This is a genomic window from Desulfatitalea tepidiphila (assembly GCF_001293685.1).
In the GTDB taxonomy this organism is placed as follows: domain Bacteria; phylum Desulfobacterota; class Desulfobacteria; order Desulfobacterales; family Desulfosarcinaceae; genus Desulfatitalea; species Desulfatitalea tepidiphila.
The window spans coordinates 24,021-49,665 of record NZ_BCAG01000001.1; the positions used below are offsets into that span (position 1 = coordinate 24,021).

General features: G+C 58.9%; 23 protein-coding genes. 20 read left to right on the forward strand and 3 right to left on the reverse strand.

Annotated features, from left to right (window positions below):
* The first annotated feature begins 234 nt into the window (after positions 1-234).
* From rpmF to DFT_RS00210, 20 genes are all read left to right on the forward strand, one after another.
* The gene (gene rpmF, locus DFT_RS24710) at positions 235-417 is read left to right on the forward strand and encodes a 50S ribosomal protein L32 (RefSeq protein WP_076750313.1); all 183 of its coding nucleotides are present in this window, start codon (positions 235-237) and stop codon (positions 415-417) included.
* A gap of 27 nt (positions 418-444) precedes the next feature.
* The gene (locus DFT_RS00120) at positions 445-2,091 is read left to right on the forward strand and encodes an acyl-CoA dehydrogenase family protein (protein ID WP_054029226.1); all 1,647 of its coding nucleotides are present in this window, start codon (positions 445-447) and stop codon (positions 2,089-2,091) included.
* Positions 2,092-2,093: 2 nt separating this feature from the next.
* Positions 2,094-2,858: a 3-oxoacyl-[acyl-carrier-protein] reductase gene (gene fabG / locus DFT_RS00125; protein WP_054029227.1), complete on the forward strand. Its 765-nt coding sequence runs from the start codon at positions 2,094-2,096 to the stop codon at positions 2,856-2,858.
* A gap of 121 nt (positions 2,859-2,979) precedes the next feature.
* Complete coding sequence (gene acpP / locus DFT_RS00130) at positions 2,980-3,207, forward strand: acyl carrier protein (protein WP_054029228.1); 228 nt, start codon at positions 2,980-2,982, stop codon at positions 3,205-3,207.
* A gap of 205 nt (positions 3,208-3,412) precedes the next feature.
* The gene (fabF, locus tag DFT_RS00135) at positions 3,413-4,654 is read left to right on the forward strand and encodes a beta-ketoacyl-ACP synthase II (protein ID WP_054030027.1); all 1,242 of its coding nucleotides are present in this window, start codon (positions 3,413-3,415) and stop codon (positions 4,652-4,654) included.
* Between the two features lie 353 nt (positions 4,655-5,007).
* Positions 5,008-5,466: a ribose 5-phosphate isomerase B gene (gene rpiB / locus DFT_RS00140; RefSeq protein WP_054029229.1), complete on the forward strand. Its 459-nt coding sequence runs from the start codon at positions 5,008-5,010 to the stop codon at positions 5,464-5,466.
* Positions 5,463-6,704, forward strand: a complete 1,242-nt coding sequence (gene glyA / locus DFT_RS00145; protein WP_054029230.1) for a serine hydroxymethyltransferase — start codon at positions 5,463-5,465, stop codon at positions 6,702-6,704. Before rpiB ends, glyA begins: the two co-directional genes overlap by 4 nt.
* A gap of 59 nt (positions 6,705-6,763) precedes the next feature.
* On the forward strand, positions 6,764-7,243 hold the full coding sequence (locus DFT_RS00150; RefSeq protein ID WP_054029231.1) for a deoxycytidylate deaminase: 480 nt from the start codon (positions 6,764-6,766) through the stop codon (positions 7,241-7,243).
* Positions 7,240-7,695, forward strand: a complete 456-nt coding sequence (gene nrdR / locus DFT_RS00155) for a transcriptional regulator NrdR (protein ID WP_054029232.1) — start codon at positions 7,240-7,242, stop codon at positions 7,693-7,695. The genes DFT_RS00150 and nrdR overlap by 4 nt, the downstream gene beginning before the upstream one ends.
* Positions 7,696-7,729: 34 nt before the next feature.
* The gene (gene ribD / locus DFT_RS00160) at positions 7,730-8,833 is read left to right on the forward strand and encodes a bifunctional diaminohydroxyphosphoribosylaminopyrimidine deaminase/5-amino-6-(5-phosphoribosylamino)uracil reductase RibD (RefSeq protein ID WP_054029233.1); all 1,104 of its coding nucleotides are present in this window, start codon (positions 7,730-7,732) and stop codon (positions 8,831-8,833) included.
* Between the two features lie 271 nt (positions 8,834-9,104).
* On the forward strand, positions 9,105-9,773 hold the full coding sequence (locus DFT_RS00165; protein WP_054029234.1) for a riboflavin synthase: 669 nt from the start codon (positions 9,105-9,107) through the stop codon (positions 9,771-9,773).
* 62 nt (positions 9,774-9,835) lie between these two features.
* Complete coding sequence (locus DFT_RS00170; protein WP_054029235.1) at positions 9,836-11,050, forward strand: bifunctional 3,4-dihydroxy-2-butanone-4-phosphate synthase/GTP cyclohydrolase II; 1,215 nt, start codon at positions 9,836-9,838, stop codon at positions 11,048-11,050.
* 105 nt (positions 11,051-11,155) lie between these two features.
* The gene (gene ribH, locus DFT_RS00175) at positions 11,156-11,629 is read left to right on the forward strand and encodes a 6,7-dimethyl-8-ribityllumazine synthase (RefSeq protein WP_054029236.1); all 474 of its coding nucleotides are present in this window, start codon (positions 11,156-11,158) and stop codon (positions 11,627-11,629) included.
* Position 11,630: 1 nt separating this feature from the next.
* Positions 11,631-12,107, forward strand: a complete 477-nt coding sequence (gene nusB / locus DFT_RS00180; protein ID WP_076750314.1) for a transcription antitermination factor NusB — start codon at positions 11,631-11,633, stop codon at positions 12,105-12,107.
* A 47-nt stretch (positions 12,108-12,154) separates the two neighbouring features.
* Positions 12,155-12,781, forward strand: coding sequence for an MBL fold metallo-hydrolase (locus tag DFT_RS00185; protein ID WP_054030028.1), 627 nt, complete (start codon positions 12,155-12,157; stop codon positions 12,779-12,781).
* Between the two features lie 31 nt (positions 12,782-12,812).
* Complete coding sequence (gene ispG / locus DFT_RS00190; RefSeq protein ID WP_054029237.1) at positions 12,813-13,898, forward strand: flavodoxin-dependent (E)-4-hydroxy-3-methylbut-2-enyl-diphosphate synthase; 1,086 nt, start codon at positions 12,813-12,815, stop codon at positions 13,896-13,898.
* Positions 13,895-15,415: a proline--tRNA ligase gene (gene proS, locus DFT_RS00195; protein WP_054029238.1), complete on the forward strand. Its 1,521-nt coding sequence runs from the start codon at positions 13,895-13,897 to the stop codon at positions 15,413-15,415. Before ispG ends, proS begins: the two co-directional genes overlap by 4 nt.
* Positions 15,416-15,549: 134 nt before the next feature.
* A complete protein-coding gene (locus DFT_RS00200; protein WP_054029239.1) occupies positions 15,550-17,694 on the forward strand; it encodes a RelA/SpoT family protein in 2,145 nt (714 codons plus the stop codon).
* Positions 17,675-18,901 carry an ABC transporter substrate-binding protein gene (locus DFT_RS00205; RefSeq protein WP_054030029.1) on the forward strand — a complete coding sequence of 409 codons (1,227 nt, stop codon included), beginning with the start codon at positions 17,675-17,677 and terminating at the stop codon, positions 18,899-18,901. Before DFT_RS00200 ends, DFT_RS00205 begins: the two co-directional genes overlap by 20 nt.
* A complete protein-coding gene (locus DFT_RS00210; RefSeq protein WP_054029240.1) occupies positions 18,886-20,763 on the forward strand; it encodes an ATP-binding protein in 1,878 nt (625 codons plus the stop codon). The genes DFT_RS00205 and DFT_RS00210 overlap by 16 nt, the downstream gene beginning before the upstream one ends.
* Positions 20,764-20,811: 48 nt before the next feature.
* Here the strand turns inward: DFT_RS00210 and DFT_RS00215 are convergent, their stop codons facing one another.
* The 3 genes from DFT_RS00215 to fdnG form a co-directional block, all read right to left on the reverse strand.
* Complete coding sequence (locus tag DFT_RS00215; protein ID WP_054029241.1) at positions 20,812-21,699, reverse strand: formate dehydrogenase accessory protein FdhE; 888 nt, start codon at positions 21,697-21,699, stop codon at positions 20,812-20,814.
* Positions 21,700-21,792: 93 nt separating this feature from the next.
* A complete protein-coding gene (locus DFT_RS00220; protein WP_054029242.1) occupies positions 21,793-22,515 on the reverse strand; it encodes a 4Fe-4S dicluster domain-containing protein in 723 nt (240 codons plus the stop codon).
* 16 nt (positions 22,516-22,531) lie between these two features.
* Entirely contained in the window at positions 22,532-25,597 is a 3,066-nt protein-coding gene (gene fdnG / locus DFT_RS00225; RefSeq protein WP_083453231.1) for a formate dehydrogenase-N subunit alpha, read from the reverse strand.
* Positions 25,598-25,645 lie beyond the last annotated feature (48 nt).

Below are 25,645 nucleotides of genomic sequence, written 5' to 3' on the forward strand. Positions count from 1 at the left end.
TTCGGTCGCAATATTGTAAATATATCAAACCGATTGTATGTTGCCCATTACGTGTGGCTTTTAAAACGGCCATCCATAACATATCCCTTGGGACCGCACAAGCACGGCGTGTACGTTTCAGGTCAAAAACGCCTTGACAAGCCCGTTGATTTTAATTACTAGAGGCCTCTGTGTTCGAAGGGATGGCAAATATACTTATAAGTATAATTATTTCAAATAGTTGGGAGATTACTCATGGCGCTACCAAAACGAAAGATATCCAAGTCAAGACGGGACAAAAGACGCACGCACCAGAAAATCGACGCACCGACCACCGTAACCTGCCCCGAGTGTGGTGAGGCGATGCTGCCCCATCATGCCTGCCCCAGCTGCGGTTCTTATAAAGGCCGCACCGCCACCGAAACCGAAAAAGATTAATCCCAGTTAAAAAAAGGACGCGTACCAATGAGCGACAACGCATACCGCGGATTGGATCTCGAGTCACGTCAGATGGTGGTGGATACGGTCCGCCAGCTTGGGAAAAAGCTGCTGAGCAAGGAAAATATTCGCAAGTGGGATAAGGAAGAGGTGTTTCCAGAAGCGGAGATCCGTGAGATGTTGGGGCCTGAGATCGGCCTGCAACTCCTTTTTATTCCCGAGGAATACGGCGGCATGGGCGGCGGGGCGCGCGACTGTTGCAAGGTGACCGAAGAGACGGCCAAGATCTGTCTGGGCGTGGCCACCGGTTTTTTTGCGATCCAGTTGGGTACCGATCCCATCCTGGTGGGTGCCACCGAAGCACAAAAGGAAAAGTGGCTGGGCCGAATCGCCGAGGGCGGTTCCCTGGTGGCCTATGCGGTGACCGAACCCGGCGCCGGCAGCAACCTGGCGGCACTGAAGACCAAGGCGGAACCGGTCACCGGAGAGGACGGCCAGATCAAGGGCTACCGGATCACCGGTTCCAAACAGTTCATTTCCACCGGCGGCTATGCGGATATCGTGACCGTGCTGGCCAGCACGCCCCAGGGCCCATCCTTTTTCATCGTCGAAAAAGGGATGGAGGGTTTCAAACAGCACAAGGGCGAGGAGAAACATGGGATCCGAGCCTCGAACACCTCGCCGTTGACCTTCGACGATGTGTTCGTGCCCATCGAAAATCTGATCGGCGGCGAGCCGGGCAAAGGACTCAAGCAAGCCAACCAGGTGTTCGGCTATACCCGGTTGATGGTCGCCTCCATGGGGTTGGGCGCCGGCAAGGCGGCCCTGGAGATCGCCATCCCCTACGCCAAGGAGCGCATCCAATTCGGTACGACCCTGTCGGAAAAGCAGGGCTATACCCACAAACTCATCGTTCCCAACGCCGTTCGCATGGCGGCCGCCGAGGCTTACATCGACGACGTGGCCCATATGCTCGACGGCAGCGAAGATGACCTGCAGGTCGAAGGGGCCATCGGCAAGATCTTTGCCACCGAGGCGGCCGACCGAGCGGCCAACGACTGCATGCAGGCCCTGGGCGGCTATGGCTACATCTGTGAATTCGGTGTCGAGAAGATCAAACGCGACGTGAAGATCACCTGTATCTACGAAGGCACCAGCGAGATCCAGCAAAGCATCATCAGCACGTTTCGCTGGAAAACCAGCCGCAAATCCAAAGGGGCCTTCTATGGCGACATGGCTGAGGAGATGACTGCTTTGGATGCCAAGGTCGCCGATGCCGGCTGCCGGTTTTACGCCCTGGCGGCCGACGCGCTGAACAAGACCATCGATCTGGCCCACAACAACCGACTGACCCGTCAGCAGGCACTGATGTTCGACCTGGCCGACATGATGATCCACGTGGAGGTCGGTGTCAGCCTGGCCCGCAAGGCGTGCCGCCTGGCGCAGGCCAACGATCCCGAAGCGGAAAAGTTCAAGGCCATGGCGCGGGTTTTCGCCGGTGAGGTGACCCAGGTCGTGGGGGAAAAGGCGCTGCGCATCGCCATGAGCGGAGAGTTGGATGCGGCCGCGGCCCAGCAGCACCTGGCCGACATCGCCTACACGGAAATGCTGGCCGGTCGCACCAACTGGACCAAGGACATGGACCGCATCGCGGATTTTATTTTCGAGAGGTAGAGATGACTTCAGACACCCAGCGCGTTGTCGTGGTTACAGGCGGCTCCCGGGGTATCGGCCGGTCCATCTGCATCAAGCTGGCCGCACCGGGGACCAAAATTTTCTTCAACTATTTTTCTCCGGCCGACCGTGAACGGGAAGAGGCGGCTGCAGCCGAAACCATCGCCATTGTGCGGGAAGCCGGAAGCGAGGCCGTAGGCATCTGGGCCAACGTGGCAGTCCAGGAAGAGGTGGCGGCTTTTTTCGACCAGATCGTGTCCGACACCGGCCGCATCGATGTGCTGGTCAACAACGCCGGCATCACCCGGGATAACCTGATGGCCCGGATGAAAGAGGCCGATTGGGACGCGGTGTTGAACATCAACCTCAAGGGCCCTTTTCTTTGCACCCAGATCGCCGCCCGTGCCATGGCCAAGCAGCGCTATGGCCGCATCATCAACATGGCATCCGTGGTAGGGGTGATCGGCAATGTCGGTCAGGCCAACTATGTGGCCGCCAAGGCGGGCCTTATCGGCCTGACCAAGACGACGGCCAAGGAATATGCGGCCCGGGGGATTACCGTGAATGCCGTTGCCCCCGGGTTTATCGATACCGAGATGACAGCTGTTTTGCCGGAAAAGGTCAAGGAAGCCATGCTGGCCACGATCCCTCTCGGGCGAGCCGGACAACCCGAGGATGTGGCCAATGCCGTGGCGTTCCTGGCATCGGACGAGGCCGCCTATCTGACTGGACAGGTGTTGCATGTCAGTGGCGGCATGTTCATGTAGAAGTCAAAAATATCAAGATGTTATGGATCAATTAGAAAGATATCATGGCCCGGCCCGCACTGCTGAGTGGTTCTGGTGATCTGGGGGCGAGGTGCTGACCCAACGTGAAAGGAGAGCTCAAATGTCAGTCGAAGACAAAGTCAAAAAAATCATTGCCGAAAAATTGAGTGTCGATCTGGATGAGGTGGTCCCCGAAGCTTCATTTGTGGATGACCTGGGCGCCGACTCCCTGGACCTGGTGGAGCTGATCATGTCCATGGAAGAAGAGTTCGATATCGACATTTCGGACGAGGACGCAGAAAAACTGGTGACCGTAAAGGACGCCATCGACTATATCACTTCCCACTGAAGACAAGGGATATAGCACAGGCGGCGCCACAGGGTCGGCTGACGCTGGGCCAACCGATTCGGGACGCGTTGACGTTGCGCCACGGGATGTCGGCACGATTGAAACGATGCTCCGGTCGTCCAGCCGCACATATGGAGCTGTCCGCATGTTCGGGCAGTTCCTTTTGTCTGTTAGAATCGGCATCGGCGCGTATAAGGAGGTACTTTTGGAAAGACGGGTAGTGGTAACCGGAATCGGTTTGGTCACGCCGCTGGGAATCGGCGTCGAGGAGACCTGGTCCGCGCTGATTGCCGGTAAATCCGGTGTGGGTGAAATCACCCGTTTTGACACGACGGACTACGCAACCAAAATCGCCGCGGAAGTCAAAGGATTCAATGCCGAAGACTTCATGCCCAAAAAAGATGCCAAGCGCATGGAGACCTTCATCGCCTATGCCGTTGCGGCGACGCGTATGGCCATCGAGGATTCGGGTTTGAAGATCGATAGCAGTAACGGGCATCGGGTCGGTGTCATCACCGGGTGTGGCCTGGGCGGTCTGAACATGCTCGAGATAACGGCCCGTACCGTGGAAAACGCGGGGCCCAAGCGGGTGAGCCCTTTTTTTATCCCCCTGCTGATCGGCAACATGGCCCCGGGCATGATCTCCATCCAATTCGGCGCCAAGGGGCCCAACTCCTCCATCGCCACCGCCTGTGCCGCAGGCGGCCATGCCATCGGAGAGGCCTTCGAAATCATCAAGTACGGCAAGGCCGACGCCATGATCACCGGCGGCGTGGAATCGGTCATTACCCGCACCTGTATCGCAGGGTTCGGTGCCATGAAGGCGATCTCCACCCGCAATAGCGACCCCCAAAAGGCGTCGCGTCCATTCGACCGGGATCGGGACGGATTCGTGGTCGGCGAAGGTTCAGGCATCCTGATTCTGGAGGCGCTGGAGCATGCCCAGGCGAGGGGGGCCAAGATCTACGCCGAGATCACGGGCTTCGGCATGAGCGGCGACGGGTACCACATGACGTCGCCGCCGCCGGATGGAGAGGGCGCGGCCCGGTGCATGCTGGCGGCCCTGGAGGACGCGGGGCTGAAACCGGCCGATATCGATTACATCAATGCCCACGGCACATCGACTCCCCTCAACGATCTTTATGAAACACGCGCCATCAAATTGGCTTTTGGTGACGCGGCCTACAAAGTACCGATCAGTTCGACCAAATCCATGACCGGACACCTGTTGGGCGGGGCGGGCGGTATCGAGACCGTATTCACCGCACTGGTGATTGAGCAAGGTATCATTCCGCCGACCATCAATTTGGACAACCCGGGCGAGGAGTGTGATCTGGACTATGTACCCCATGTCGCCCGTAAAGCCGATGTGGCCAACGCCATGACCAATTCCTTTGGTTTTGGCGGGACCAACGCCTCCCTGATTCTTAAAAAATTCACTGCCTGATCCATGAGATCATCGAGGAGGTCATCGAGGTCCGCAAGGGGATGCCACCGCGGACCTCGATGACTGCCCTTCCCTTCATCCGACGATCCCCCCAGCGCATCGCACCGTTCAATATGTGGCATCGGCCACCTGTTCCGCCCATGCCGGGTTGAATGAATCGCATTCAGTCAGGATCCCCGGCGACGGGGTTTTTTGCTTGCGGTCCGGTATGGATAAGGATATGAAGTCGTGTTACACCTGAACCTTCGAAGGGATGTCATGCCGGAACAGGCATTCTCGGGGGGAACATTGGTTATTTGGGGTGATGATCTCATCACCATTGAATCGATAGGAAGACTTTAAGGGGGCTGGCGATGAAGCTGTTGATCGGATGTGACCATGCCGCTTACGGACTCAAGGAGACCCTGAAGCGCTATTTGATCGAAACCGGCCATGAGGTCGAAGACGTGGGGGCTTTCAGTGAGGCGTCCGTGGACTATCCACAGATCGGCATGCAGGTCGCGGCCCAGGTTTCCGAAGGCCGCTATGGACGCGGCATTTTAATGTGCGGCACCGGTTTGGGAATGTCCATGGTGGCCAATCGATATCCCCATGTGCGGGCCGCCCTCTGCAATGATCTGTTTTCGGCCCTGATGAGCCGCCGGCACAACGACGCCAACATCCTGGTGATGGGTGGACGCGTGATCGGTGATGTGCTGGCCATCGACATTCTCAACGCCTGGCTGGAAACCCCCTTCGAAGGCGGACGCCACCAGCGGCGCCTGGATCAATTCGACATCATCGACTCACAAAAATATGAGGAGCAACATTGAGCAACACGTATATTGCGGCGGTGGACCCGGAAATTGACCAGGTCATTGATCAGGAACTGGAGCGGCAGAGTAGTCACCTCGAGTTGATTGCCTCTGAAAATATCGCCAGCCGAGCCGTCATGGCGGCCCAAGGCAGTTTATTGACCAATAAGTATGCCGAGGGCTACCCGGATAAACGCTACTATGGCGGGTGCGAATTCGTGGATGTGGCCGAGCGCCTGGCCATCGAGCGGGCCATTCAACTGTTCGGCGCCGATTATGTCAACGTTCAGCCCCATTCCGGTTCCCAGGCCAATATGGCGGCCTATTTCGCCCTGCTTCAGCCCGGGGATACGGTCTTGGGTATGGATTTGGCCCATGGCGGGCATCTGACCCATGGTGCCAAGGTGAGTTTTTCCGGGCAGCTCTACCATTTCGTCCATTACGGCGTCGATGGCCGGACCGGCCGGATCGACTACGATATGGTGCGGCGATTGGCCAATGAACATCGACCCAAGCTGATCGTAGCCGGGGCCAGCGCCTATCCGCGTATCATCGATTTTGACGCGTTCGCCCAGATCGCCGCATCGGTGGGTGCACGATTGATGGTGGACATGGCCCACATTGCCGGGTTGGTGGCCACGGGCCTTCATCCTTCGCCGGTGCCTTATGCGGATGTGGTCACCTCGACTACCCACAAGACCTTGCGCGGACCACGCGGTGGACTGATTCTGGCCAAGGCGGAATTCGAAGCCAAATTGCGCAGCGAGGTATTCCCTGGGATTCAAGGCGGGCCGTTGATGCATGTGATCGCCGCCAAGGCCGTATCCTTCAAGGAGGCATTGCTCCCCCAATTCAAAACGTACCAGGAGCGCGTTCTGGCCAACGCCCAGGCCCTGGCCGAGAGCCTCCAGTCGGCAGGATTGCCGCTGGTTTCCGGCGGGACGGACAACCATCTCATGCTGGCCGACCTGACCACATGGGATATTACCGGCAAGGCGGCCGAAATCGCCCTGGGCCGCGCCGGCATCACGGTCAATAAAAATGCCGTGCCCTTCGACCGGCGCGGACCTGTGGTCACCAGCGGCGTGCGCATCGGGACGCCCTACCTGACCAGCCGGGGTATGGGGGTCCAGGAGATGCACCAGATCGCGGGATTGATGATCGAGGTCCTCAAGGACCCGGACAATCAGCGGGTGATCGAGCGGACGCGCATTGAGGTGGCCGAGCTGTGCAATGCGTTTCCATTGTATGCTTAGACCGGCTTCGCCGGAAGTTTAAAGTGTAAAGTGAGAAGTTTAAAGTGAAGGCATTAGCCATGCGGCATCCGGAAGAGAGGCCCTCGTGGGACCAATATTTTATGGATATCGCCTGCCTGGTGGCCAAGCGCTCCACCTGTTTGCGGCGCGCAGTGGGGGCCATTATCGTCAAGGACCGGCGGGTGCTGTCCACCGGGTACAACGGTGCGCCGAGCCAGGTCCGCCATTGTTTCGAAGTGGGCTGCCTGCGGGAGAAATTGAAGGTGCCTTCGGGTGAGCGGCACGAATTGTGCCGCGGTATCCATGCCGAACAGAATGCCATCATCCAGGCCGCCTACCACGGCGTTTCCATCAAGGGTGCCGATCTTTTCTGCACCAATCTGCCCTGTTCCATTTGTGCCAAGATGATCATCAACGCAGGGATTGTTCGGATTGTCTACCAGTCCGGTTATGCCGATGTCATGTCCGAGGAGATGTTGGCCGAAGCGGGAGTGGAACTCGTTCAATTGCCAAGCAGTCACACGGAGGTGGGGCCATGAAGTGTCCGTTTTGCGGGGAGATGGACAACAAGGTGATCGATTCGCGGGTAAGCAAAGACGGCACGGTGATTCGGCGCCGTCGGGAGTGTACCGACTGCGCCCGGCGGTTTACCACTTACGAGCACATCGAAGAGATCCCCATCATGATCGTTAAAAAGGATGGGCGGCGCGAGGTGTTCAATCGGGACAAGGTGCGTGTCGGGCTTCAGAAGGCGTGCCAGAAGCTGGATATCAGCATGAACGTTATCGAGGATTTCATCGATGATCTGGAGCGTGACCTGCGTGAAACCGGTGAAAAGGAGATTCCTTCGCGGGTGATCGGCGAAAAGATCATGGGGCGGCTCCACACCTTGAACGATATCGCCTACGTACGTTTTGCCTCGGTCTACCGGGAATTCAAGGATGTGAATGATTTCGTGGCGGAGCTGAAGACGCTCTTGAGCGAGCGTTGATGGAAAAGACGGATCATCGGACGCTGACGGCGGCATGAACGACAACGAATACATGGCCATCGCCCTTGAACTGGCGGCCAGGGGGGCGGGGCGGGTATCCCCGAATCCCATGGTGGGTGCCGTGGTGGTCCGAAACGGACGGATCGTCGGGAAAGGTTATCACCAGGCCGTGGGCGGCCCCCATGCCGAGGTCCATGCCCTCGACGATGCCGCCGAACAGGCGGTGGGCGCCACCCTCTATGTGACCCTGGAGCCCTGCAACCATCATGGCCGCACGCCGCCGTGCACGGAGAAAATTCTCCGGTCCGGCATCCGGCGGGTCGTGGTCGCAATGGCCGATCCCAACCCCGATGTGCGCGGCGGCGGCAATTCCTTTTTGCGCGATCACGGCCTCGAGGTGGTCTGTGGCATCCGGGAAGCGGAAGCGCGCCGGCTCAACGAGAGTTTCGTCAAATTCGTCAGGACCCGGCGGCCTTTCGTGGTGCTCAAAATCGCCGCGACCCTGGATGGCCGCATTGCCACAAGCAATGGCGATGCCCGCTGGGTCACCGGCCCGGAGGCCCGGTCCATGGTGCACCGGATGAGACATCGCATGGATGCCATCCTGGTGGGGATCGGCACGGTCAAGGCGGATGATCCCCAACTGACCGCGCGTCTACAGGACGAAGCGGGCGTCGATCCCATCCGCCTGGTCCTTGACACGCACCTGGCCATGCCGCCCGACGCGCAAATGCTTCGGCAGCGTTCAGAGGCGCCCACCTATCTGGTGTGCGGTCCGGAACCCGACCGGCAGCGGCACCGGATGCTGACCGATGCCGGGGCCCGGATTCTGGAGGTCCCCCTGAATGGGGTGCTCGTCGATATGGTGGCACTGATGGCACAGTTGGGACGGATGAACATCGCCAGCGTGCTCATCGAAGGCGGTGCAACAGTGGCGGGCAGCGCCTTGCGATCGGACATCGTGGACAAGCTCGCGCTGTTTTATGCCCCGAAGCTGTTGGCCGGCGAGGGTGTGCCCATGTGCGCCGGTCCCGGCCCCCAGTGGATGAAAGAGGCCTTGGCCCTCGAGAACGTCACCGTGGAACGGGTGGGGGCGGATATCCTGGTGCAGGGATACCGGCATGACATGGGCGAATGAAGACCAGGGGGAGGACAGGACGATCGGCTTAAAAGAACAGTGTGGCGAGCGCGGTGATCGATTGTATAGAAGGATTTTGATCTTATTGTTTTAGATTAGTGTTGACGGCACCGTAACACGTACGGAATTCGCTCTCCCGTCAACCCGGCGGAAGCCGGGATCCGGTATTTCCAATAGGTTCTGGATGCCGGCGTTCGCCGGCATGACGCCTCTGCGACTTTTTTCAGTTTTATCAATTTGGAGTGCATCAAGGCCGAAGCGTGGATAGTTTATGTTCACAGGTATTATAGAAGGAATGGGCACCCTGGCGGCGATGCGCGCCTCCGGTACCGGCCGGGTGCTGACCGTTGAGGCAGATTTCGACCTGCAGGGGACGCGCATCGGCGACAGCATTGCCGTCAACGGCGCCTGCCTCACGGCAGTGACCCTTTCCGGGCGTCGGTTCACCTGTGACGTGTCACCCGAGACCCTGTCCAAGACAACTTTCGGGGCCTTGAAAATTGGCGAACGGGTCAACCTGGAACGCGCCCTGCGGTTGTCCGATCGACTGGACGGCCATCTGGTGTCGGGCCACATCGACGGTATGGCCCGGCTGGAGCGGCGCGACATCAATGCCAACGCCTGGATCCTGGACTTCAGCGCCCCCCAGGCGCTGACCCGCTATATGATTCAAAAAGGATCCGTGGCCGTGGACGGTATCAGCCTGACGATCAATCAATGCGATACGGCCGGTTTCCAGGTGAGCATCATTCCGCATACCGCCGCCGTCACCACCATCGGCCGCAAGGGTGTGGGATACCTTTTCAATATTGAGACCGATATCATCGGAAAATACGTGGAGCGATTCGTGTTACGCCTCCAGGAGGGAACCGGAACCCCGACCGCCGGCCCTGGTGTCAGTATGGACCTTTTGGCCAAATCCGGGTTTCTGGATCGGTAGCAGCGCCCGCTGGAAAAGCCATCGTGCATTGGCACGAAATCGAAACAGGAGAGTTTAGAACCATGTCACGCATCACAGTCGAACAGGCAATCGAAGAGATTGCCGCCGGGAAGATGGTCATCCTCGTGGATGACGAAGATCGGGAGAACGAAGGCGATCTTACCATGGCCGCCGAGAAGGTCACCCCCGAGGCGATTAATTTCATGGCCAAATACGGCCGCGGGCTGATCTGCCTGTCGCTCACCAGTGAAAAGTGCGACAAGTTGGACTTGCCCATGATGGTCAAGAACAACACCTCTCCCTTCGAGACCGGATTCACCGTCTCCATAGAGGCCAAGCGCGGTGTGACCACCGGGATCTCCGCCGCGGACCGGGCCACCACCATCTTGACGGCGGTGGCCGATAACGCGACCTCCCGGGATCTGGTTCGGCCCGGCCACATCTTTCCCTTGCGGGCCAGGGACGGCGGCGTGATGGTGCGCGTCGGCCAGACCGAAGGATCGGTGGACCTGGCGCGGCTGGCCGGATTGAAACCGGCCGGCGTGATTTGCGAAATCATGGACGAAGACGGCACCATGGCGCGCATGCCGACCTTGGAAAAGTTCAGTGAAAAACATGACATCGGCATCGTGACCATCGCGGACCTGGTGGAATACCGCATGCGCAACGAGTTTTTCGTGCATCGCGCGGCCGAAACCGCCATTCCCACGGTTTTCGGCGGAGATTTCCGCATCGTCGCTTTTGAAAACGACGTGGACCATCTGACCCACATCGCCCTGATCAAAGGCGAGATCAGCCCGGACAAGCCCGTGCTGGTGCGCGTCCATTCCGAGTGTATGACCGGGGATATCTTCGGTTCTCTGCGCTGCGACTGCGGTGATCAACTGCACAGGGCCATGGGCATGATCGAAAAAGAGGGCACCGGGGTGATTATCTACCTGCGCCAGGAGGGACGGGGCATCGGACTGGTCAACAAGCTCAAAGCTTACGAGCTGCAACAGAAGCTGGGCCTCGACACCGTGGAGGCCAATCTCAAGCTGGGATTCAAGGATGACCTGCGCGATTATGGCATCGGCGCCCAGATGTTGCGCAACCTGGGCGTCCGCAAAATGCGTCTGTTGACCAACAATCCCAAGAAAATGGTCGGGTTGGACGGCTACGGCCTGAGCATAGAGGAGCTGGTTCCCATCGAGGTGGCGCCCAACGAACACAATCGCTGCTACCTGGAGTGCAAGAAGCTGAAGATGGGGCACCTGTTGCATTTGATCGAGCAGTAATCCTGTTTTTGCGGAGAGCCATCGGACATGGCGGGCGGTCGCCACGCGCGGCCGCCTGGTTTTACTGACAACATTTTGAGCAGTCACTCAATCGGAGGTTTAACGATGCCCAATATCATCGAAGCCAATCTTGTGGCCGAAGGGAAAAAGTTCGCCATCGTGGTGAGCCGGTTCAACGATTTTATCACCGACAAGCTGGTCGGTGGTGCTGTTGACGCCCTGACCCGCAGTGGCACCAAAGCGGAAGACATCGATATCGTCAAGGTGCCCGGCGCCTTTGAGATACCCCTGCTGGCCAAGAAGCTGGCGGCCCGCAAGCAGCATGATGCCGTCATCTGCCTGGGTGCCGTCATTCGCGGGGCCACTCCCCATTTCGACTATGTAAGCGCAGAGGTGTCTAAGGGCGTTGCCGCTGCCAGCATGGAGACAGGCATGCCGATCATCTTTGGTGTGGTGACCACCGACACGCTCGAACAGGCCATTGAGCGCGCCGGCAGCAAGGCCGGTAACAAGGGCTGGGATGCGGCTCTGGCAGCCGTCGAGATGGCCAACCTGATGGGGGCGGTGGAAAAGATCTGATATGGGGACCCGTCGACAAGCCAGAGAATTAGCCATGCAGGCGCTGTTCAGCATGGACATGAGTTGTGCGTTCAGTGCGGAGATGCTGACCGATTACTGCCGCTGTTTTCCACCAGGCAAGCGTTTTCAAAGCTTTTTCGAACTCCTGGTCAACGGCGTGCTGCAATACAAGGCCGATATCGACGCCGTGATCGAGACCTATTCCAGTAATTGGAAGATGCGGCGCATGGCCTGTGTGGATCGTAATATTTTGCGCATGGCCGTGTTCGAGTTGATCTACTGCGCCGATATTCCAGCCAAAGTGACCATCAACGAAGCGATCGATATCGGGAAAAAATTCGGTTCTCCGGAATCCGGCTCGTTCATCAACGGTATCCTGGACAGCATCCGCATTGCCATCGAAAAGGGGCAGCTGGCCACGGTCGAGACGCCCCCGGCCGGCGACGGGACCGCATCCCAGGCGATCAACGACCTTTAATGGTCCAGGCGACGCAACGGTTCCCCACCGAGAAAGGAAATATCATCATGATCATTCGCGCCATGCCGGTCGGGCCGCTTCAGGCCAACTGCTATATCCTCGGCTGCGAGGAGACGCGCCATGCGGCCGTCATCGACCCGGGCGGTGATGTGGATCAGATCCTTCTGGCATTGGCCAGAGACCGGTTGACCCTCAAGGCGATCATCAACACCCACGGACACTTCGATCACGTCAGCGCCAACAAGGCCCTCAAAAAGGCCACCGGTGCGGAGCTGATGATCCATCCCCAGGATGCGCCCATGCTCGCTCAACTCTCCGGTGCGGCGGCCATGTGGGGCATGCGGTCCGAGGATTCGCCCGAACCGGACCGGCTGCTCGAAGACGGCGATACGGTGACCGTCGGCCACATTGTTTTCAAGGTGCTCCACACCCCCGGCCACACCCCCGGGGGCATCTCGCTCTATACCGACAACGCCGTTTTCGTCGGTGACACGCTTTTCGCCGGATCCATCGGCCGCACCGATTTTCCGGGCGGCGATTTCGACACCCTGATCCGCAGCATTCATACCAAACTGTTCACCCTGCCCGAGGACGTGGCGGTCTACGCCGGCCACATGGAGGCGACCACCATCGGCAGGGAAAAACGATACAATCCTTTTTGCGGGATCCGATAGCGGCGCGGCCGATTCGGTCGGGACGGCACCCATGATACGACGCAAGAGCCGACAGATTCACGTGGGAAAAGTGCCGGTGGGCGGCGATGCGCCCATCACCGTGCAATCCATGACCAACACGCCCACCCAGGATGCCGCCGCCACGGTCGCACAGATCCGGAGGCTCGAGTCCGCCGGATGCGAGATCGTGCGTGTGGCCGTGCCGGACCAGCAGGCCGCCGAGGCCATTGCCGACATCAAAGCCCGGATCCATATTCCACTGATCGCCGATATCCACTTCGATTACCGCCTGGCCTTGGAAGCCGCCCGGCGGGGCGCCGACGGGTTGCGCATCAATCCGGGCAACATCGGCGGGCAGCGCAAGGTACAGGCCGTGGTGGATTGCGCCCGTGACCTGGGGCTGCCGATCCGCATCGGGGTGAATGCCGGCTCGCTTGAAAAGGATCTGCTTAAAACCTATAATGGCGCCACGGCTCAGGCCATGGTGGAGAGTGCCATGCGCCACGTGGCCCTGCTGGAGCGCACCGGCTTCGACCAGATCAAAATTTCCATCAAGGCGTCGGACGTGCCCCGCACCCTGGAGGCCTACCGTCTGCTGGCCCAACGTACCGAATACCCCTTGCATGTGGGGGTCACCGAAGCGGGATCGCTCTATTCCGGGGTGGTCAAATCGGCCCTGGGCATCGGCATGCTGCTGGCCGAGGGGATCGGCGACACCCTGCGGGTATCGCTTACCCGGGACCCGGTGGAAGAGGTCCGGGTCGGTTTTGAAATCCTGAAAGCCCTGGGCATCCGTCAGCGCGGACCCGAAATCATCTCCTGCCCCACCTGCGGCCGCTGCGGCATCGACCTGATGTCGTTGGTCGAGCAGGTCGATCAGGCGCTGCTGACGCGCACTGTGCCCATCAAGATCGCGATCATGGGGTGTGTCGTCAACGGGCCGGGCGAAGCCAAGGAGGCCGACATCGGCGTGGCCGGCGGCAAGGGCCAGGGCATCCTGTTCCAGAAGGGCAAGGTGGTCCGAAAGGTGCCCCAGGAGCGACTGGTCGAGGTCCTGTTGGATGAGGTGGATAAATGGGAAGCTGAGCACTTGAAGAAAGGAACTGCCATCGTATGACCCAAAAACCAAAAAGCGCCATCAGCCCGACCCGCGCCGAAGACTATCCGGAATGGTATCAACAGGTGGTGCGCGCATCCGATATGGCCGAGCGCTCTCCGGTGCGCGGCTGCATGGTGATCAAGCCCTGGGGCTACGCGCTGTGGGAAAACATCCAGCGCGAGCTGGACGACATGTTCAAGGCCACCGGGGTTCAGAACGCCTATTTCCCTCTTTTTATTCCGCTGAGTTTTTTGGAAAAAGAGGCCGAGCACGTAGAGGGTTTCGCCAAGGAGTGCGCCGTGGTTACCCACCACCGCCTTGAAAAGGGCCCCCAGGGCGGTCTGGTGCCGGGCGGTGAGCTGACCGAACCCCTCGTGGTTCGTCCCACTTCGGAAACCATCATCGGAGACGCCTTCTCCAAGTGGATCAGCAGTTATCGGGATCTGCCGCTGCTCATCAATCAATGGGCCAACGTGGTGCGCTGGGAGATGCGGACCCGCATCTTTTTACGCACCAGCGAGTTTCTATGGCAGGAAGGGCATACGGCTCACGCCACGGCCGAAGAGGCCCGGGAACGCACCGCCATGATGCTGGACGTCTATGCCCGCATGGCGGAAAAGTTCCTGGCCATGCCGGTGATCAAGGGCAGCAAATCGGCGGCCGAACGGTTTCCCGGCGCCGTGGACACGCAGTGTATCGAGGCCATGATGCAAGACCGCAAGGCGCTGCAGGCCGGTACCTCCCATTTCCTGGGTCAGAATTTCGCCATGGCCTCCAATATCCGCTTCCAGAGCGCCGACGAGCAGGAGGTGTTTGCCTGGACCACTTCGTGGGGCGCCTCCACGCGCCTGATCGGCGGATTGATCATGACCCACAGCGACGACGACGGACTCATCCTGCCGCCCAGGGTCGCCCCCGCCCAGGTCGTGCTCCTGCCCATCGTTCACAAGGAGGATGACCGGCCGATGGTGGACGCGTACACCGACCAGCTGGCCGCTCAACTGCGAACCGTCCAGTACAACGGCCGCCCGTTGCGCGTGGAGGTCGACCGGCGCGACATCGGCGGTGCCAGGGGATGGGATTGGATCAAGAAAGGGGTTCCCCTGCGGGTGGAGATCGGCCCGCGGGATATTGCCAACAACGCGGTCTTCGTGGGGCGGCGCGACAAGGCGCACAAAGAGAAGACGGCCATGCCGCGCGACTCGTTCATCGGGCAGGTGGACTCCCTGCTCGACGAGATCCAGGTGACGCTCTTCGAGCGAGCCCGCCGCTTCCGTGAGGAAAACACCCGGACGATAGATGACTTCGCCGCGTTTCGGGATTATTTTACGCCTGAAAATTCGGAAAAGCCCGAGATTCACGGCGGCTTCGCCCTGGCCCACTGGTGTGGCGACGCGGCCTGTGAAAACAAGATCAAAGAGGACCTGACCGTGACGATCCGATGCCTCCCGTTGGACGGGGAAAAGGAGATGGGCCGTTGCATCTGCTGCGGCAAGGCCAGCGGCCAGCGGGTGGTCTTTGCCAAAGCCTATTGATTTTCAACACCAGGCACGATTAGGAATACTACTTCCCTGGTGCTGAGGAGCGCATTGGACTCGCGATGCATCAAAAGGACAGAATACCTTCACTTAAAACTTAACACTTTAATCTTAAGACTTTTCACTTTTTCATGATCCGAATCAGCGACATCATCGATAAGATTTACGACTACAATCCCGATGCGGATTTGGATCTGATCGACCGTGCCTACGTTTTTTCGGCCAAGGTGCACGATGGCCAGGTGCGGCTGTCGGGAGAGCCTTACCTCTCCCATCCGTTGGAGGTGGCCGGTATTCTGGCCGAGCTGAGACTCGATGTGGTCAGCGTGGCCGCCGGTCTGCTCCACGATGTCATCGAGGACACCCATGCCACGGCCGAAGAGATCGAGCAGATGTTCGGCCGCGAGGTGCGCCACATCGTCTCCGGGGTCACCAAACTGAGCACCCTGCCCTTTTCCAGCGCCCAGGCGCGCGAGGCCGAGAGTATCCGCAAGATGCTCTTGGCCATGGCCGACGACATCCGTGTCATTCTCATCAAGCTGGCCGACCGCATGCACAACATGCGAACTTTGCAGTATCACTCCAGCAAGGTCAAACAGCGCAAAATCGCCCAGGAAACCCTGGACATCTATGCTCCCATCGCTTCACGACTGGGTATCTTCTGGATCAAGAACGAATTGGAGAACATCGCCTTCAAGTACATCCATCCCGAAGAGTTTGAACGCATAGAGAGCCTGGTGGCCAAGGGCAAGGAGGAGCGGGATAAATACGTCGAAACCGTGAAGTCGTTCATCCGCAGGAAGATGGACGAGAACAGCCTGCATGGCGAGGTACTGGGAAGGTACAAGAATACCTACAGCATCTACCAGAAAATGATTCAGCAGAACCTCGAGTTCGAAGAGATTTACGACATCATCGCCTTTCGCATCATTCTGGACACCATCCCCCAGTGCTATGAAGCGTTGGGGCTGGTGCACGCCTTGTGGAAACCGATCGCCAAGAAGTTCAAAGACTATATCGGCATGCCCAAGCCCAATATGTACCAATCCCTGCATACCACCGTGATCGGTCCTTATGGCGAGCGCATGGAAATTCAGATCCGCACGCGCGACATGGACCAGGTGGCCAAGGCGGGCATTGCCGCGCACTGGAGTTACAAAGAGGGCAAGACCGCGGACCCCAAGACCGCCGAAGCCTTTGCCTGGGTCCAGAACATCGTCGAAAACCAGGCCAATATCAAAGATCCGGACGAGTTCCTCGAAAATGTGCGCATCGATCTCTTCCCCGACGATGTGTATGTGTTCACACCCAAAGGCCAGATCAAGTCCCTGCCTAAGGGTGCCACGCCCGTGGATTTTGCCTATGCGATTCATTCGGAGGTGGGCGATCAGTGTGTGGGGGCCAAGGTCAACGGACGCATGGTGCCGTTGAAATATCAGCTCCAGACCGGTGAAAGCGTCGCCGTCATCACCCAGAAAGGCCATCAGCCGAGCAAGGATTGGCTCAGCTTCGTCAAGACCGTCAAGGCGCGCTCCAAGATCCGTCAATGGATCAAGACCCAGGAAAAAGAGCGCAGCCTCACCCTGGGACGGGAAATGTGCGAAAAAGCCTTCCGCAAGGTGCGCATGAATTTCGCGGTGCTCAGCAAGTCGCCGGAGATGGACAAGGTGGTGGAGGATTTTGGTTTTAAGAACCTCGACGACCTCATCATCGCCGTGGGATACGGGAAAATCACGCCGTTGCAGCTGGTGCGCAAGCTGATGCCCAAGAGCGAGGAGAGCGACGAACACCACACCCTGCTCAACCGGCTCATGGACAAGGTGCGCAAAAAAAAGATCGGCAGCGGGGTGATCGTCAAGGGCGTGGATGACATGCTGGTGCGCTTCGGCAAGTGCTGCCAGCCGGTCCCGGGCGATCCCATCGTCGGTTTCATCACCCGCGGATTCGGCGTGACCGTGCATCGCGCCGGATGCGTCAATGTCATCAAGGCCAACCCCGAACGGCTCATCGAGGTGGAGTGGGATACCGCCACCCGTGAGCCGTTCCCCGTGAAAATTAAAATCCGCGCCATGGATCGTGTGGGGCTTCTGGCCGATGTGGCCGCCTGCATCAGTAAGGCCGGCGCCAACATCCTCAGCGCCAACACCCAGACCCTGGAGAACAAGGCGGTCAACAGTTTTTTTACCCTCGAAGTGGCCGATACGGAACAACTCACCCAGGTCATGGCCGGTCTCAAGAAGATCAGGCAGGTGATCGATGCCCAGCGCGTCAGCTAGGCTGCGCACGTTGCCGGCTATCCCGGCTGTGACATTCCTGTTGGTTTTGCTCTGGCTCTGGGGCCTGGCGGGCTGCTCTGCCGAGCGGGCCGCCGATCACACCGATACGGGCCGAGTCGGCATCCGGTCCGATGAGATTCTCGTCGGTGCATCGCTGGCACTGGAAGGCCATGCCAGCTATCTCGGTGTTCAAACCCTTCATGGCGCCTTGGCCTACCTGCACCATATCAACGATTCGGGCGGCGTATACGGTCGCCGGATCCGGGTTATCCACTACGATGACAGCTACGATCCGCCCCGCTGCGTCCTCAATACCCAGCGTCTTGTCATCGAAGACAAGGTGTTCGCCCTTTTTTGTTATGTGGGCACGCCGACCACGGTCAAAGTCATTCCACTGGTCCAGGAGGCGCGCATTCCGCTGGTGGGCATGTTCACCGGCGCCCAGGCCTTGCGGGATCCGGTCCATCGTTATTTGATCAATGTACGCGCCTCCTATTACCAGGAAACGGGTGCGGCCGTGGAATACCTGGTGGAAAAGCAAGGTTTCAAGCGGATCGCGGTCTTTTATCAATATGACGCCTATGGTTTCGATGGGCTGCGCGGGGCGGAACTCGCCCTGAAAGCCTACCATCTGGTGCCGGTGGCCACCGGCACCTATCTGCGCGGCACCCTGAACGTGGAAGACGGCCTCGAAAAGATCATGGCGGCCGAGGCCGAAGCCGTGGTCATGATCGGCACCTACGAGCCGTGTGCCCGTTTTATCCAGCTGGCCGTATCCAGGGGATTCAAACCCACCTTCTACAACGTCTCTTTCGTAGGGGCCAATGAATTGATCCGTCGCCTGGGAAATGACGCCCAAGGCGTCATCATCACCCAGGTGGTGCCGCCGCCCGAACCCATGGACAATGGAGAATCCCTGTGGGGGGCCGCTGAGTATGTCCAGCGGTTGAAGACGTACTTTCCGACGGACCCGCCCAACTTCGTCAGCTTCGAAGGGTATGTCAACGCCAAGGTCCTGGTGGAAGGGCTGCGGCGGGCGGGCCCCCAGGTGGACCGGGAGCGATTTATCGATGCCATTGAATCGATCCAGGACATCGATCTGGGCATCGCCAACACGCTCTCTTTCAGTCCAACCGACCACCAGGGGCTGGAGCGGGTTTACTTCACCGTTTTCGAGAACGGGCGGTTCGTATGGTTGAAAGATTGATCGCCCGCCTGCGCGACAGCAGCCTCAAAAATAAAATCTTTATCTCGACGACCCTGGTCATCTTGTTGATCAGCGTCTTCATCGCCTTGTTCACCCGCTGGATTCTTATTTCGAGCCTGACTTCGGAGCTGCAGCAACGGGGTCTTGGCATCGCCAGCAGCATCGCCGAAAGTGCCCGCAGCTACATCCTCACCAAGGATATTCCCCAGTTGACCAGCCTGATCATCGATGCCCGCTTAGGCGAACGGCGCCTGCTGGTTGCCTACGTGTTCGTGTCGGACAAGCAGGACAACGTGTTGGCCCACACCTTCATGTCGCCTTTTCAGCCGGAACTCAAAACCGCCAACCGCCTCGGCGACGAGGAATCCCAACGCATCACGCTGCTTCACCTGGGCGGCAGCGACATCTACGACATCGCTGTTCCGGTCAAGGAGGGCATCTATCAGATCGGCAGCGTCCATGTGGGGTTGTATAAAAATCACATCGACCAGTTGATCTCAAAGCTGCGGACCACCTTCCTGGGGTTCATTTCGGTGGTCGTGATATTTTGCTTCCTCGTGAGCCTGCGTCTGGCGCGTTATATCACCCTGCCCATATCCAGACTGACCGATATTTCGGATGCCCTGAGCCGCGGCAGCCTCGAACTGAACATGGATTTGGGGCGGCGCATGGAGCGCCTCAGTCCGGGAAACGATGAAGTCTACCAACTGGCCCAATCCTTTCGAAACATGACCCAGCGCATCGTTCAATCCCAGTTGCAGCTCAAAGAGTCGGAGCAAAAATACCGTTCGTTGTTTGCCGGCGGGCCCAACCCGATTTTCGTCATCCATCAGAACACTTCGGTGATCATGGATGCCAACCCTGCGGCACTGGATCTATACGGCTATCGCCGGGATGAACTGATCGGCCAACCCTTCACCATGCTGGGACCTTTTACCTTCAAGGACAGCGGCACACCGGCCGATCAGAAGCCAGGAACGTCGGAAACCATTGTCGTGAGCGCCAAGGAGCGTTTTCTCAAGAAAGGATCGATTCCGATCTTCGTCCATGTTCAGGCCTGCCCGGTGCGCTACGCCGAGCAGCAGGCCCTTATCGTGGCCACCACGGACATCACGGCCATGGTGGAGAAGGACAACTTGCTGATCCAGTTCAGCAAACTTAAAACCCTGGGGGAAATGTCGGCCGGTATCGCCCATGAGATCAACCAACCGTTGAATGCCATCAAGATGGGCAGTGAGTATTTGCAGATGGTCATTCAAACCGGGCGCCAGGTCCACGAGCAGGACCTGGAGGTGGTCACTGCGGAGATCAGTAGCCAGGTGGACCGGGCGGAGGACATCATTACCCGCCTGCGCGATTTTGGGAGGAAATCCGATTTTTCCCGTGAACGGGTCGCACTGAACCAGCCGGTGAACAGCGTGCTCAAGATTCTGGGACGCCAACTGGCGCTGCAAAACATCGCCATCGAACTGGATCTGGCCGATCCATCACCGGTGATCCTGGCCCAATCCAACCGGATCGAGCAGGTGGTCTTCAACCTGTTGACCAATGCCCGCGACGCCATCAACCAGAAGACCGAGTTGGCGCCCGCTGCCGAGCGCCGCATTGCCATCCGAACCTGTCGGGATGCCCATTGGGCGATCGTGACCGTCACGGACAGCGGGGTCGGCATCCCGGAATCCGATCAACAGCGAATCTACGAAGCGTTTTTCACCACCAAGGAGATGGGCGAGGGCATGGGCTTGGGACTTTCCATCTCATACGGCATCGTGGAGGATTATGGCGGAAAAATAGAGGTGTTCAGCGAAGAGAACCTCGGCACTACCTTCAAGCTCGCCTTTCCGCCGGCAGGCCAAGAGTGAGGTGATCGCGTCAGCACGTTTGTCGCGTTCGGGTGGGTGGAATTCATGTTACCCGATGTTGACCCAGACCGGTGTCCTGTCCAGATATCCGTCCTCACGGGCGCGCATGTCCAGATGCGCGGTGATGGCGGCCTCGAGAAACGGATGAAACGGACGCAGGAGCTGCCGCAGATCGATGGACTTGAGATAGCTCTTGCACTTCTGGCAGGTGTGCACGCGATATTCGGGTTCCGCTTCGGAGAAGAAGTAACCCAGGGTTTCTGCGTCCCGGTTTTGGCAGTATGGACAGAAAATCCGGGGAACCGTCCAGGTGTGTCGGCAAAAGCTGCAGACGAGCGAGCGACCGCCATCTTCGGCCAGCAAGCTGAGCATGGGGTGGCTGCCGCAAAAGGGGCAGTATCCCAGTTGCCAATCTTCGTTTTCCGGCAGATGGCCTTTCAATCCGTTCAGGTGGATGGCCACCGACGGCCAGATGCTGTGGTAGGTCAACAAGGCCAGTACTTCCGACTGAAGATCGGAACCCACGGCTTGCTGTTCGAATAGCGGCCAATCGTCGTTCATCAGCAGGGTTCCGAAGTGTTTCAGATCCAATTTCCCCGATTGGCACCTTTCCAGCAGGGTCGTTCCGGCCGCCTCCATGAGAGCGTTTTCCCCGAGCGCCGCTGCGCAGAGGCGCTGAAAAAGAGATTCCATGGAGGGCCAATCCACTAAGATCTGTCCCTTCTCGATCAGGGGTAGTCCGCCCTGCCGCTGGGCATCCAGGCGCGTCTCGACGATGGACATGACAGGCGGGCGGCAGGCGGACAGGCCACCTTCCTGCAGACTGAAAATTTTTTTCAAAAGCGAGCAGATCTCGGCGTATGCTGGTTTTGTGGTGTGGACCGTTTCAAACAGTTGGGTCAATTGGCTGGGGGACAGTCGCTCGGGGAGCAGCATGGAACGTCTCCTGGGAATAATTGGATGATGGGGAGCGATGCGGCGGCGGTGACACCGGGTCACCGCCGCCGCAGACACGTCAAATGGAATCGATCATCCGGATAGGCCGGCAACCGCACGGGAAAACGGCCGGATCATGCGTCTCAATGCCATGTGACGACTGATGCCCTGAAACTCGGATGAAGCGATGGCATTCTCATGGTATTGCATGGGGTCGAATGCGAGCAGGTAGATCACCGTGACATCGTCCGCATCTGCCAGGGAGGCCTTGGGAAACTGCTTGCGCACCTTGGCCAGTCGTTCTTCGGCCGTGGCCAGGATCGATTCGCGTTTACCGAAATGCATGGCGCCGGCGGTGCAGGTCTGGACGCAGGCCGGCTGCAGGCCGTTGCGGACCCGGTCGATACACATGTCACATTTGTAGAGCACGCCGTCGGGCCCCTTGCGCGGCACGTTGTAGGGACAGGCCGCAATGATATCGTCGGCCGCCAGATGACGGGTCTCGGCAGTGTAGAGGATGGCACCGGTGGCATCGTCCCTGTAGATCGCCGTCGGCTCTCCGGCCGCTTCCAGGCAGGGCGCCTCTATGCAGTGACGGCACTGTTCCGGGAAAAAGAGCCACCGAAGCTTGTTTTCGATGACCACCTCGTTCATGCGCACGACCTTATAGGTGCGATCGGAGAGATCCGGCGGATTTTGATGGGTCCCGCGATTGAGGGTTTCTTCGGCCGGCAGGTCATGCCACTGCTTGCAGGCGACCTGGCATGCACGACAGCCGGTACACAGTGTGGTGTCGATGAAAAATGCGTAACTCATGGCAGACCACCTCCTTTTACAGCTTAGCCACGTTGACCATGAAGGCCTTGGATTCGGGAATACGCGTATTGGCGTCACCAGCCGACGGGGTCAGCAGGTTGGCGCTCTCTTCCACCCGGCTCTCGGGCCAGCGCCAGCCAAAATGCCAGGGCACGCCCACTTGATGGACAATCCCGCCCCCGATCTTCATGGGTTTGAACCGTTTGGTGACGATGGCCGTGGCCTGCAGGCTGCCGCGTGCCGAGCTGACCTTGACCCGTTCGCCATTTTGTATCCCTTTGAGTTTGGCCAACTCCTCGCTCATCTCCACGAAAACCTGGGGCTCTAGCTCCAGCAGGCCGGGTTGCCAGCGGGTCATGACGCCGCTTTGCCAGTGTTCGCTGACACGGTAGGTCGTACCCACATAGGGGAATCTTGGGTCGCAGGAGAAATGGGCGTCGGCGGCGGTGCCGTAAACGGCGGCCGTGGGATTGGTCAACAGTGGATTGAGGAAGTTTTTCTCCACCGGGCATTCCAGTGGTTCATAGTGCTCGGGGAACGGGCCGTCGTTACGGCCGGGGCCGAAGATCTGTCCATGACCGTGCTTCTGCATGATGAACGGATAACGACTGGCCGGGTTGGGCTTGCTCAGGTCGTCCAATGGCGGCCAACCGCCGTCGGGAACGTCTCCCAGCCATTTGGTGCCGTCCCAGCGCACGACCCAGCGTTTGTCGTTCCAGGGGTTGCCCTTCAGGTCCACCGAGGCGCGGTTGTAAATGATACGCCGGTTGACCGGCCAGCACCAGGCGAACTCGGGATAGAGACCGATGCCGTTTTCCGCGTCCTTCTGGCCGCGCCGGGCAGCCATGTTGCCCTTTTCAGTGTAACTGTTGCAGTAGAGCCAGTTGCCCGAACTGGTGCTGCCGTCGGCCTGCAGAAAAGCAAAGCTGGGCACCAGCGTGCCCTTCTTGTAAACCGTGTCCTTGACGGTCACATCCTGCAGGAAGTAGCCGTTGATCGCCTTGGCCACCTTGTGGGCATCGAACTCGCCGTCGGTTTCGTAGTCCCATTTGAGGTTGATGATCGGATCGGGGAATTGGCCACCAGAAGCATAGGCTTGTTTGAGACGGTGGCCCAGCATCATGATGATATCGCCGTCGGGCCTGCTGTTGCCCATGGGTTTGGGGCCCCGGTAGCGCCACTGCATCCAGCGACCGCTGTTGGTGATGCTGCCCTCCTTTTCCACCGAAACGGCGGCCGGCAGCATGAACACCTCGGTCTTGATCTTGGCGGGATCCATGCCCGGGCCTTTCCAGAACGACCCGGTTTCATTGTCGAAGATATTGACGTTGACCAGCCAGTCCAGCTTGGTGAGGCTCTCGCGGGTCTTGTTTGAATTGGCGCCGCTGCAGGCCGGATTCATGCCCCAGGCAAACAGGCCTTTTATCTGTTCCTTGTACATGGCATCGAAGAGATCGAGCCAGGAATAGGAGACCCCTTTCTCCAGTTTGGGCAGCCACCCGAAGCCGAAATCGTTTGCTTTGGCGGCCTTGTCCCCGAAATAGGCCTTGAGCAGGCTGACCGCATATTTGGGGTAGTTCTGCCACCAGTTGGCCGAGAGGGGATCTTTGCTGACGGGCGTGGCGCGATCCAGGTATTGCTGCAGCGTCGCATCCGCTGCGTTCGGAGTTTGCAGATAACCCGGCCAAATGTGAAAGAGCAGGCAATGGTCGGTGGAGCCTTGCACGTTGGACTCGCCGCGCAGGGCGTTGACACCGCCGCCGGCCACCCCCATGTTGCCCAGCAGCAGCTGGATGATCGACATGGAGCGGATGATCTGGGTGCCTACCGTGTGCTGGGTCCAGCCCATGGCATACATGATGGTGCCGGCCTTGCCGGTGGCGCCGGTGGCCGCATAGGTCTGGTAGACCTCGAGCAGGTCTGCCTTGGGCGTGCCGGTGATTTTGGATACGGTATCCATGTCGTAGCGGCTGAAGTGCTTTTTCAGCAACTGGAAAACGCAGCGTTCGTGCTTGAGCGTACGATCCATCTTGGGAACGCCCTGGTCGTCCATTTCAAAAGCCCATGTGCTCTTGTCGTAGCTGCCCAGGGCCGCGTCCTTTTTCTGATCTCCCTTTTTGTAGCCGCTGAACAATCCGTCTTTGAAGCTATAAGCTTCGCCCACGATGAATGCGGCATTGGTGTAGGCCGTGACGTAGGCTTCGTCGAAGAGTTTTTTCTCCAGAATGTATTTGATCATGCCACCCAGAAAAGCGATGTCGGTGCCCGATCGCAGAGAGGCATAGATGTCGGCCCGTGAGGAGGTCCGCGTAAACCTGGGATCCACGCTGATCAGTTTGGCTCCCTTGCTCTGGGCTTCTGTGACATACTTGAAGGAGACAGGGTGGTTTTCGGCAGCATTGCTGCCCATAATTAAAATGCAATCACTGTTTTTAAGATCGATCCAATGATTGGTCATCGCGCCGCGTCCGAACGACTCTGCCAGAGCCGCAACAGTCGCGCTGTGTCAGATACGTGCCTGGTGTTCGATGTACACCAGGCCCAGGGCGCGCAGCATCGCCTGATAGATCCAGCACTCCTCATTGTCCAGGGCCGCGCTCCCCACCGAGGCGATGGCGGTGGTATGGTTGACGGTTTGTCCCTGGGCGTTCTGGGTGATGAAGGATGCATCCCGGGTCGCCTTGACGCGTTGGGCGATGGCATCCAGCGCCCAGTCCCAGGAGACCTCCTGCCATTTATCGCTGTTCGGCGCACGGTAAAGGGGTTGAATGAGCCGTTTGTTGTTTTCCACCAGTTGGCGCAGGTTGGCCCCCTTGCTGCAGAGGGAGCCGCGATTGATCACATGCTCCGGATCACCTTCGATGTTGATGACCCGGCCGTTGGCGTCCTGGCTGGTGGAGACGATGGCGCCGCAACCGACGCCGCAGTAACAGCAGATGGTCTTGGTCTCCTTGGCATGCTGGATCTTGAGCAGGCTGGCATGCGCCTTGACCGGCCTGAGATCGAAACCGAACCGGCTGACGGCCACCCCTGCTGCGGTGACACCTGAAATTTGAATAAACTGCCTTCGGTCAAGCTTCATGGACGGCACCTCCTTGAATGGTTTAAACATTGCGTGGCTCAAACATCT

Excerpts from the sequence above, each read along its gene's own strand:
- DFT_RS00150 (WP_054029231.1), top strand. The coding sequence starts at position 6,764 with ATGCGGCATCCGGAAGAGAGGCCCTCGTGGGACCAATATTTTATGGAT.
- DFT_RS00120 (WP_054029226.1), top strand. The coding sequence starts at position 445 with ATGAGCGACAACGCATACCGCGGATTGGATCTCGAGTCACGTCAGATG.
- DFT_RS00185 (WP_054030028.1), top strand. The coding sequence starts at position 12,155 with ATGATCATTCGCGCCATGCCGGTCGGGCCGCTTCAGGCCAACTGCTAT.
- DFT_RS00205 (WP_054030029.1), top strand. The coding sequence starts at position 17,675 with ATGCCCAGCGCGTCAGCTAGGCTGCGCACGTTGCCGGCTATCCCGGCT.
- rpiB (WP_054029229.1), top strand. The coding sequence starts at position 5,008 with ATGAAGCTGTTGATCGGATGTGACCATGCCGCTTACGGACTCAAGGAG.
- ribD (WP_054029233.1), top strand. The coding sequence starts at position 7,730 with ATGAACGACAACGAATACATGGCCATCGCCCTTGAACTGGCGGCCAGG.
- ribH (WP_054029236.1), top strand. The coding sequence starts at position 11,156 with ATGCCCAATATCATCGAAGCCAATCTTGTGGCCGAAGGGAAAAAGTTC.
- nusB (WP_076750314.1), top strand. The coding sequence starts at position 11,631 with ATGGGGACCCGTCGACAAGCCAGAGAATTAGCCATGCAGGCGCTGTTC.
- DFT_RS00215 (WP_054029241.1), bottom strand. The coding sequence starts at position 21,699 with ATGCTGCTCCCCGAGCGACTGTCCCCCAGCCAATTGACCCAACTGTTT.
- DFT_RS00200 (WP_054029239.1), top strand. The coding sequence starts at position 15,550 with ATGATCCGAATCAGCGACATCATCGATAAGATTTACGACTACAATCCC.
- nrdR (WP_054029232.1), top strand. The coding sequence starts at position 7,240 with ATGAAGTGTCCGTTTTGCGGGGAGATGGACAACAAGGTGATCGATTCG.
- rpmF (WP_076750313.1), top strand. The coding sequence starts at position 235 with ATGGCGCTACCAAAACGAAAGATATCCAAGTCAAGACGGGACAAAAGA.
- proS (WP_054029238.1), top strand. The coding sequence starts at position 13,895 with ATGACCCAAAAACCAAAAAGCGCCATCAGCCCGACCCGCGCCGAAGAC.
- DFT_RS00210 (WP_054029240.1), top strand. The coding sequence starts at position 18,886 with ATGGTTGAAAGATTGATCGCCCGCCTGCGCGACAGCAGCCTCAAAAAT.
- DFT_RS00170 (WP_054029235.1), top strand. The coding sequence starts at position 9,836 with ATGTCACGCATCACAGTCGAACAGGCAATCGAAGAGATTGCCGCCGGG.
- DFT_RS00220 (WP_054029242.1), bottom strand. The coding sequence starts at position 22,515 with ATGAGTTACGCATTTTTCATCGACACCACACTGTGTACCGGCTGTCGT.
- DFT_RS00165 (WP_054029234.1), top strand. The coding sequence starts at position 9,105 with ATGTTCACAGGTATTATAGAAGGAATGGGCACCCTGGCGGCGATGCGC.
- acpP (WP_054029228.1), top strand. The coding sequence starts at position 2,980 with ATGTCAGTCGAAGACAAAGTCAAAAAAATCATTGCCGAAAAATTGAGT.
- fabG (WP_054029227.1), top strand. The coding sequence starts at position 2,094 with ATGACTTCAGACACCCAGCGCGTTGTCGTGGTTACAGGCGGCTCCCGG.
- ispG (WP_054029237.1), top strand. The coding sequence starts at position 12,813 with ATGATACGACGCAAGAGCCGACAGATTCACGTGGGAAAAGTGCCGGTG.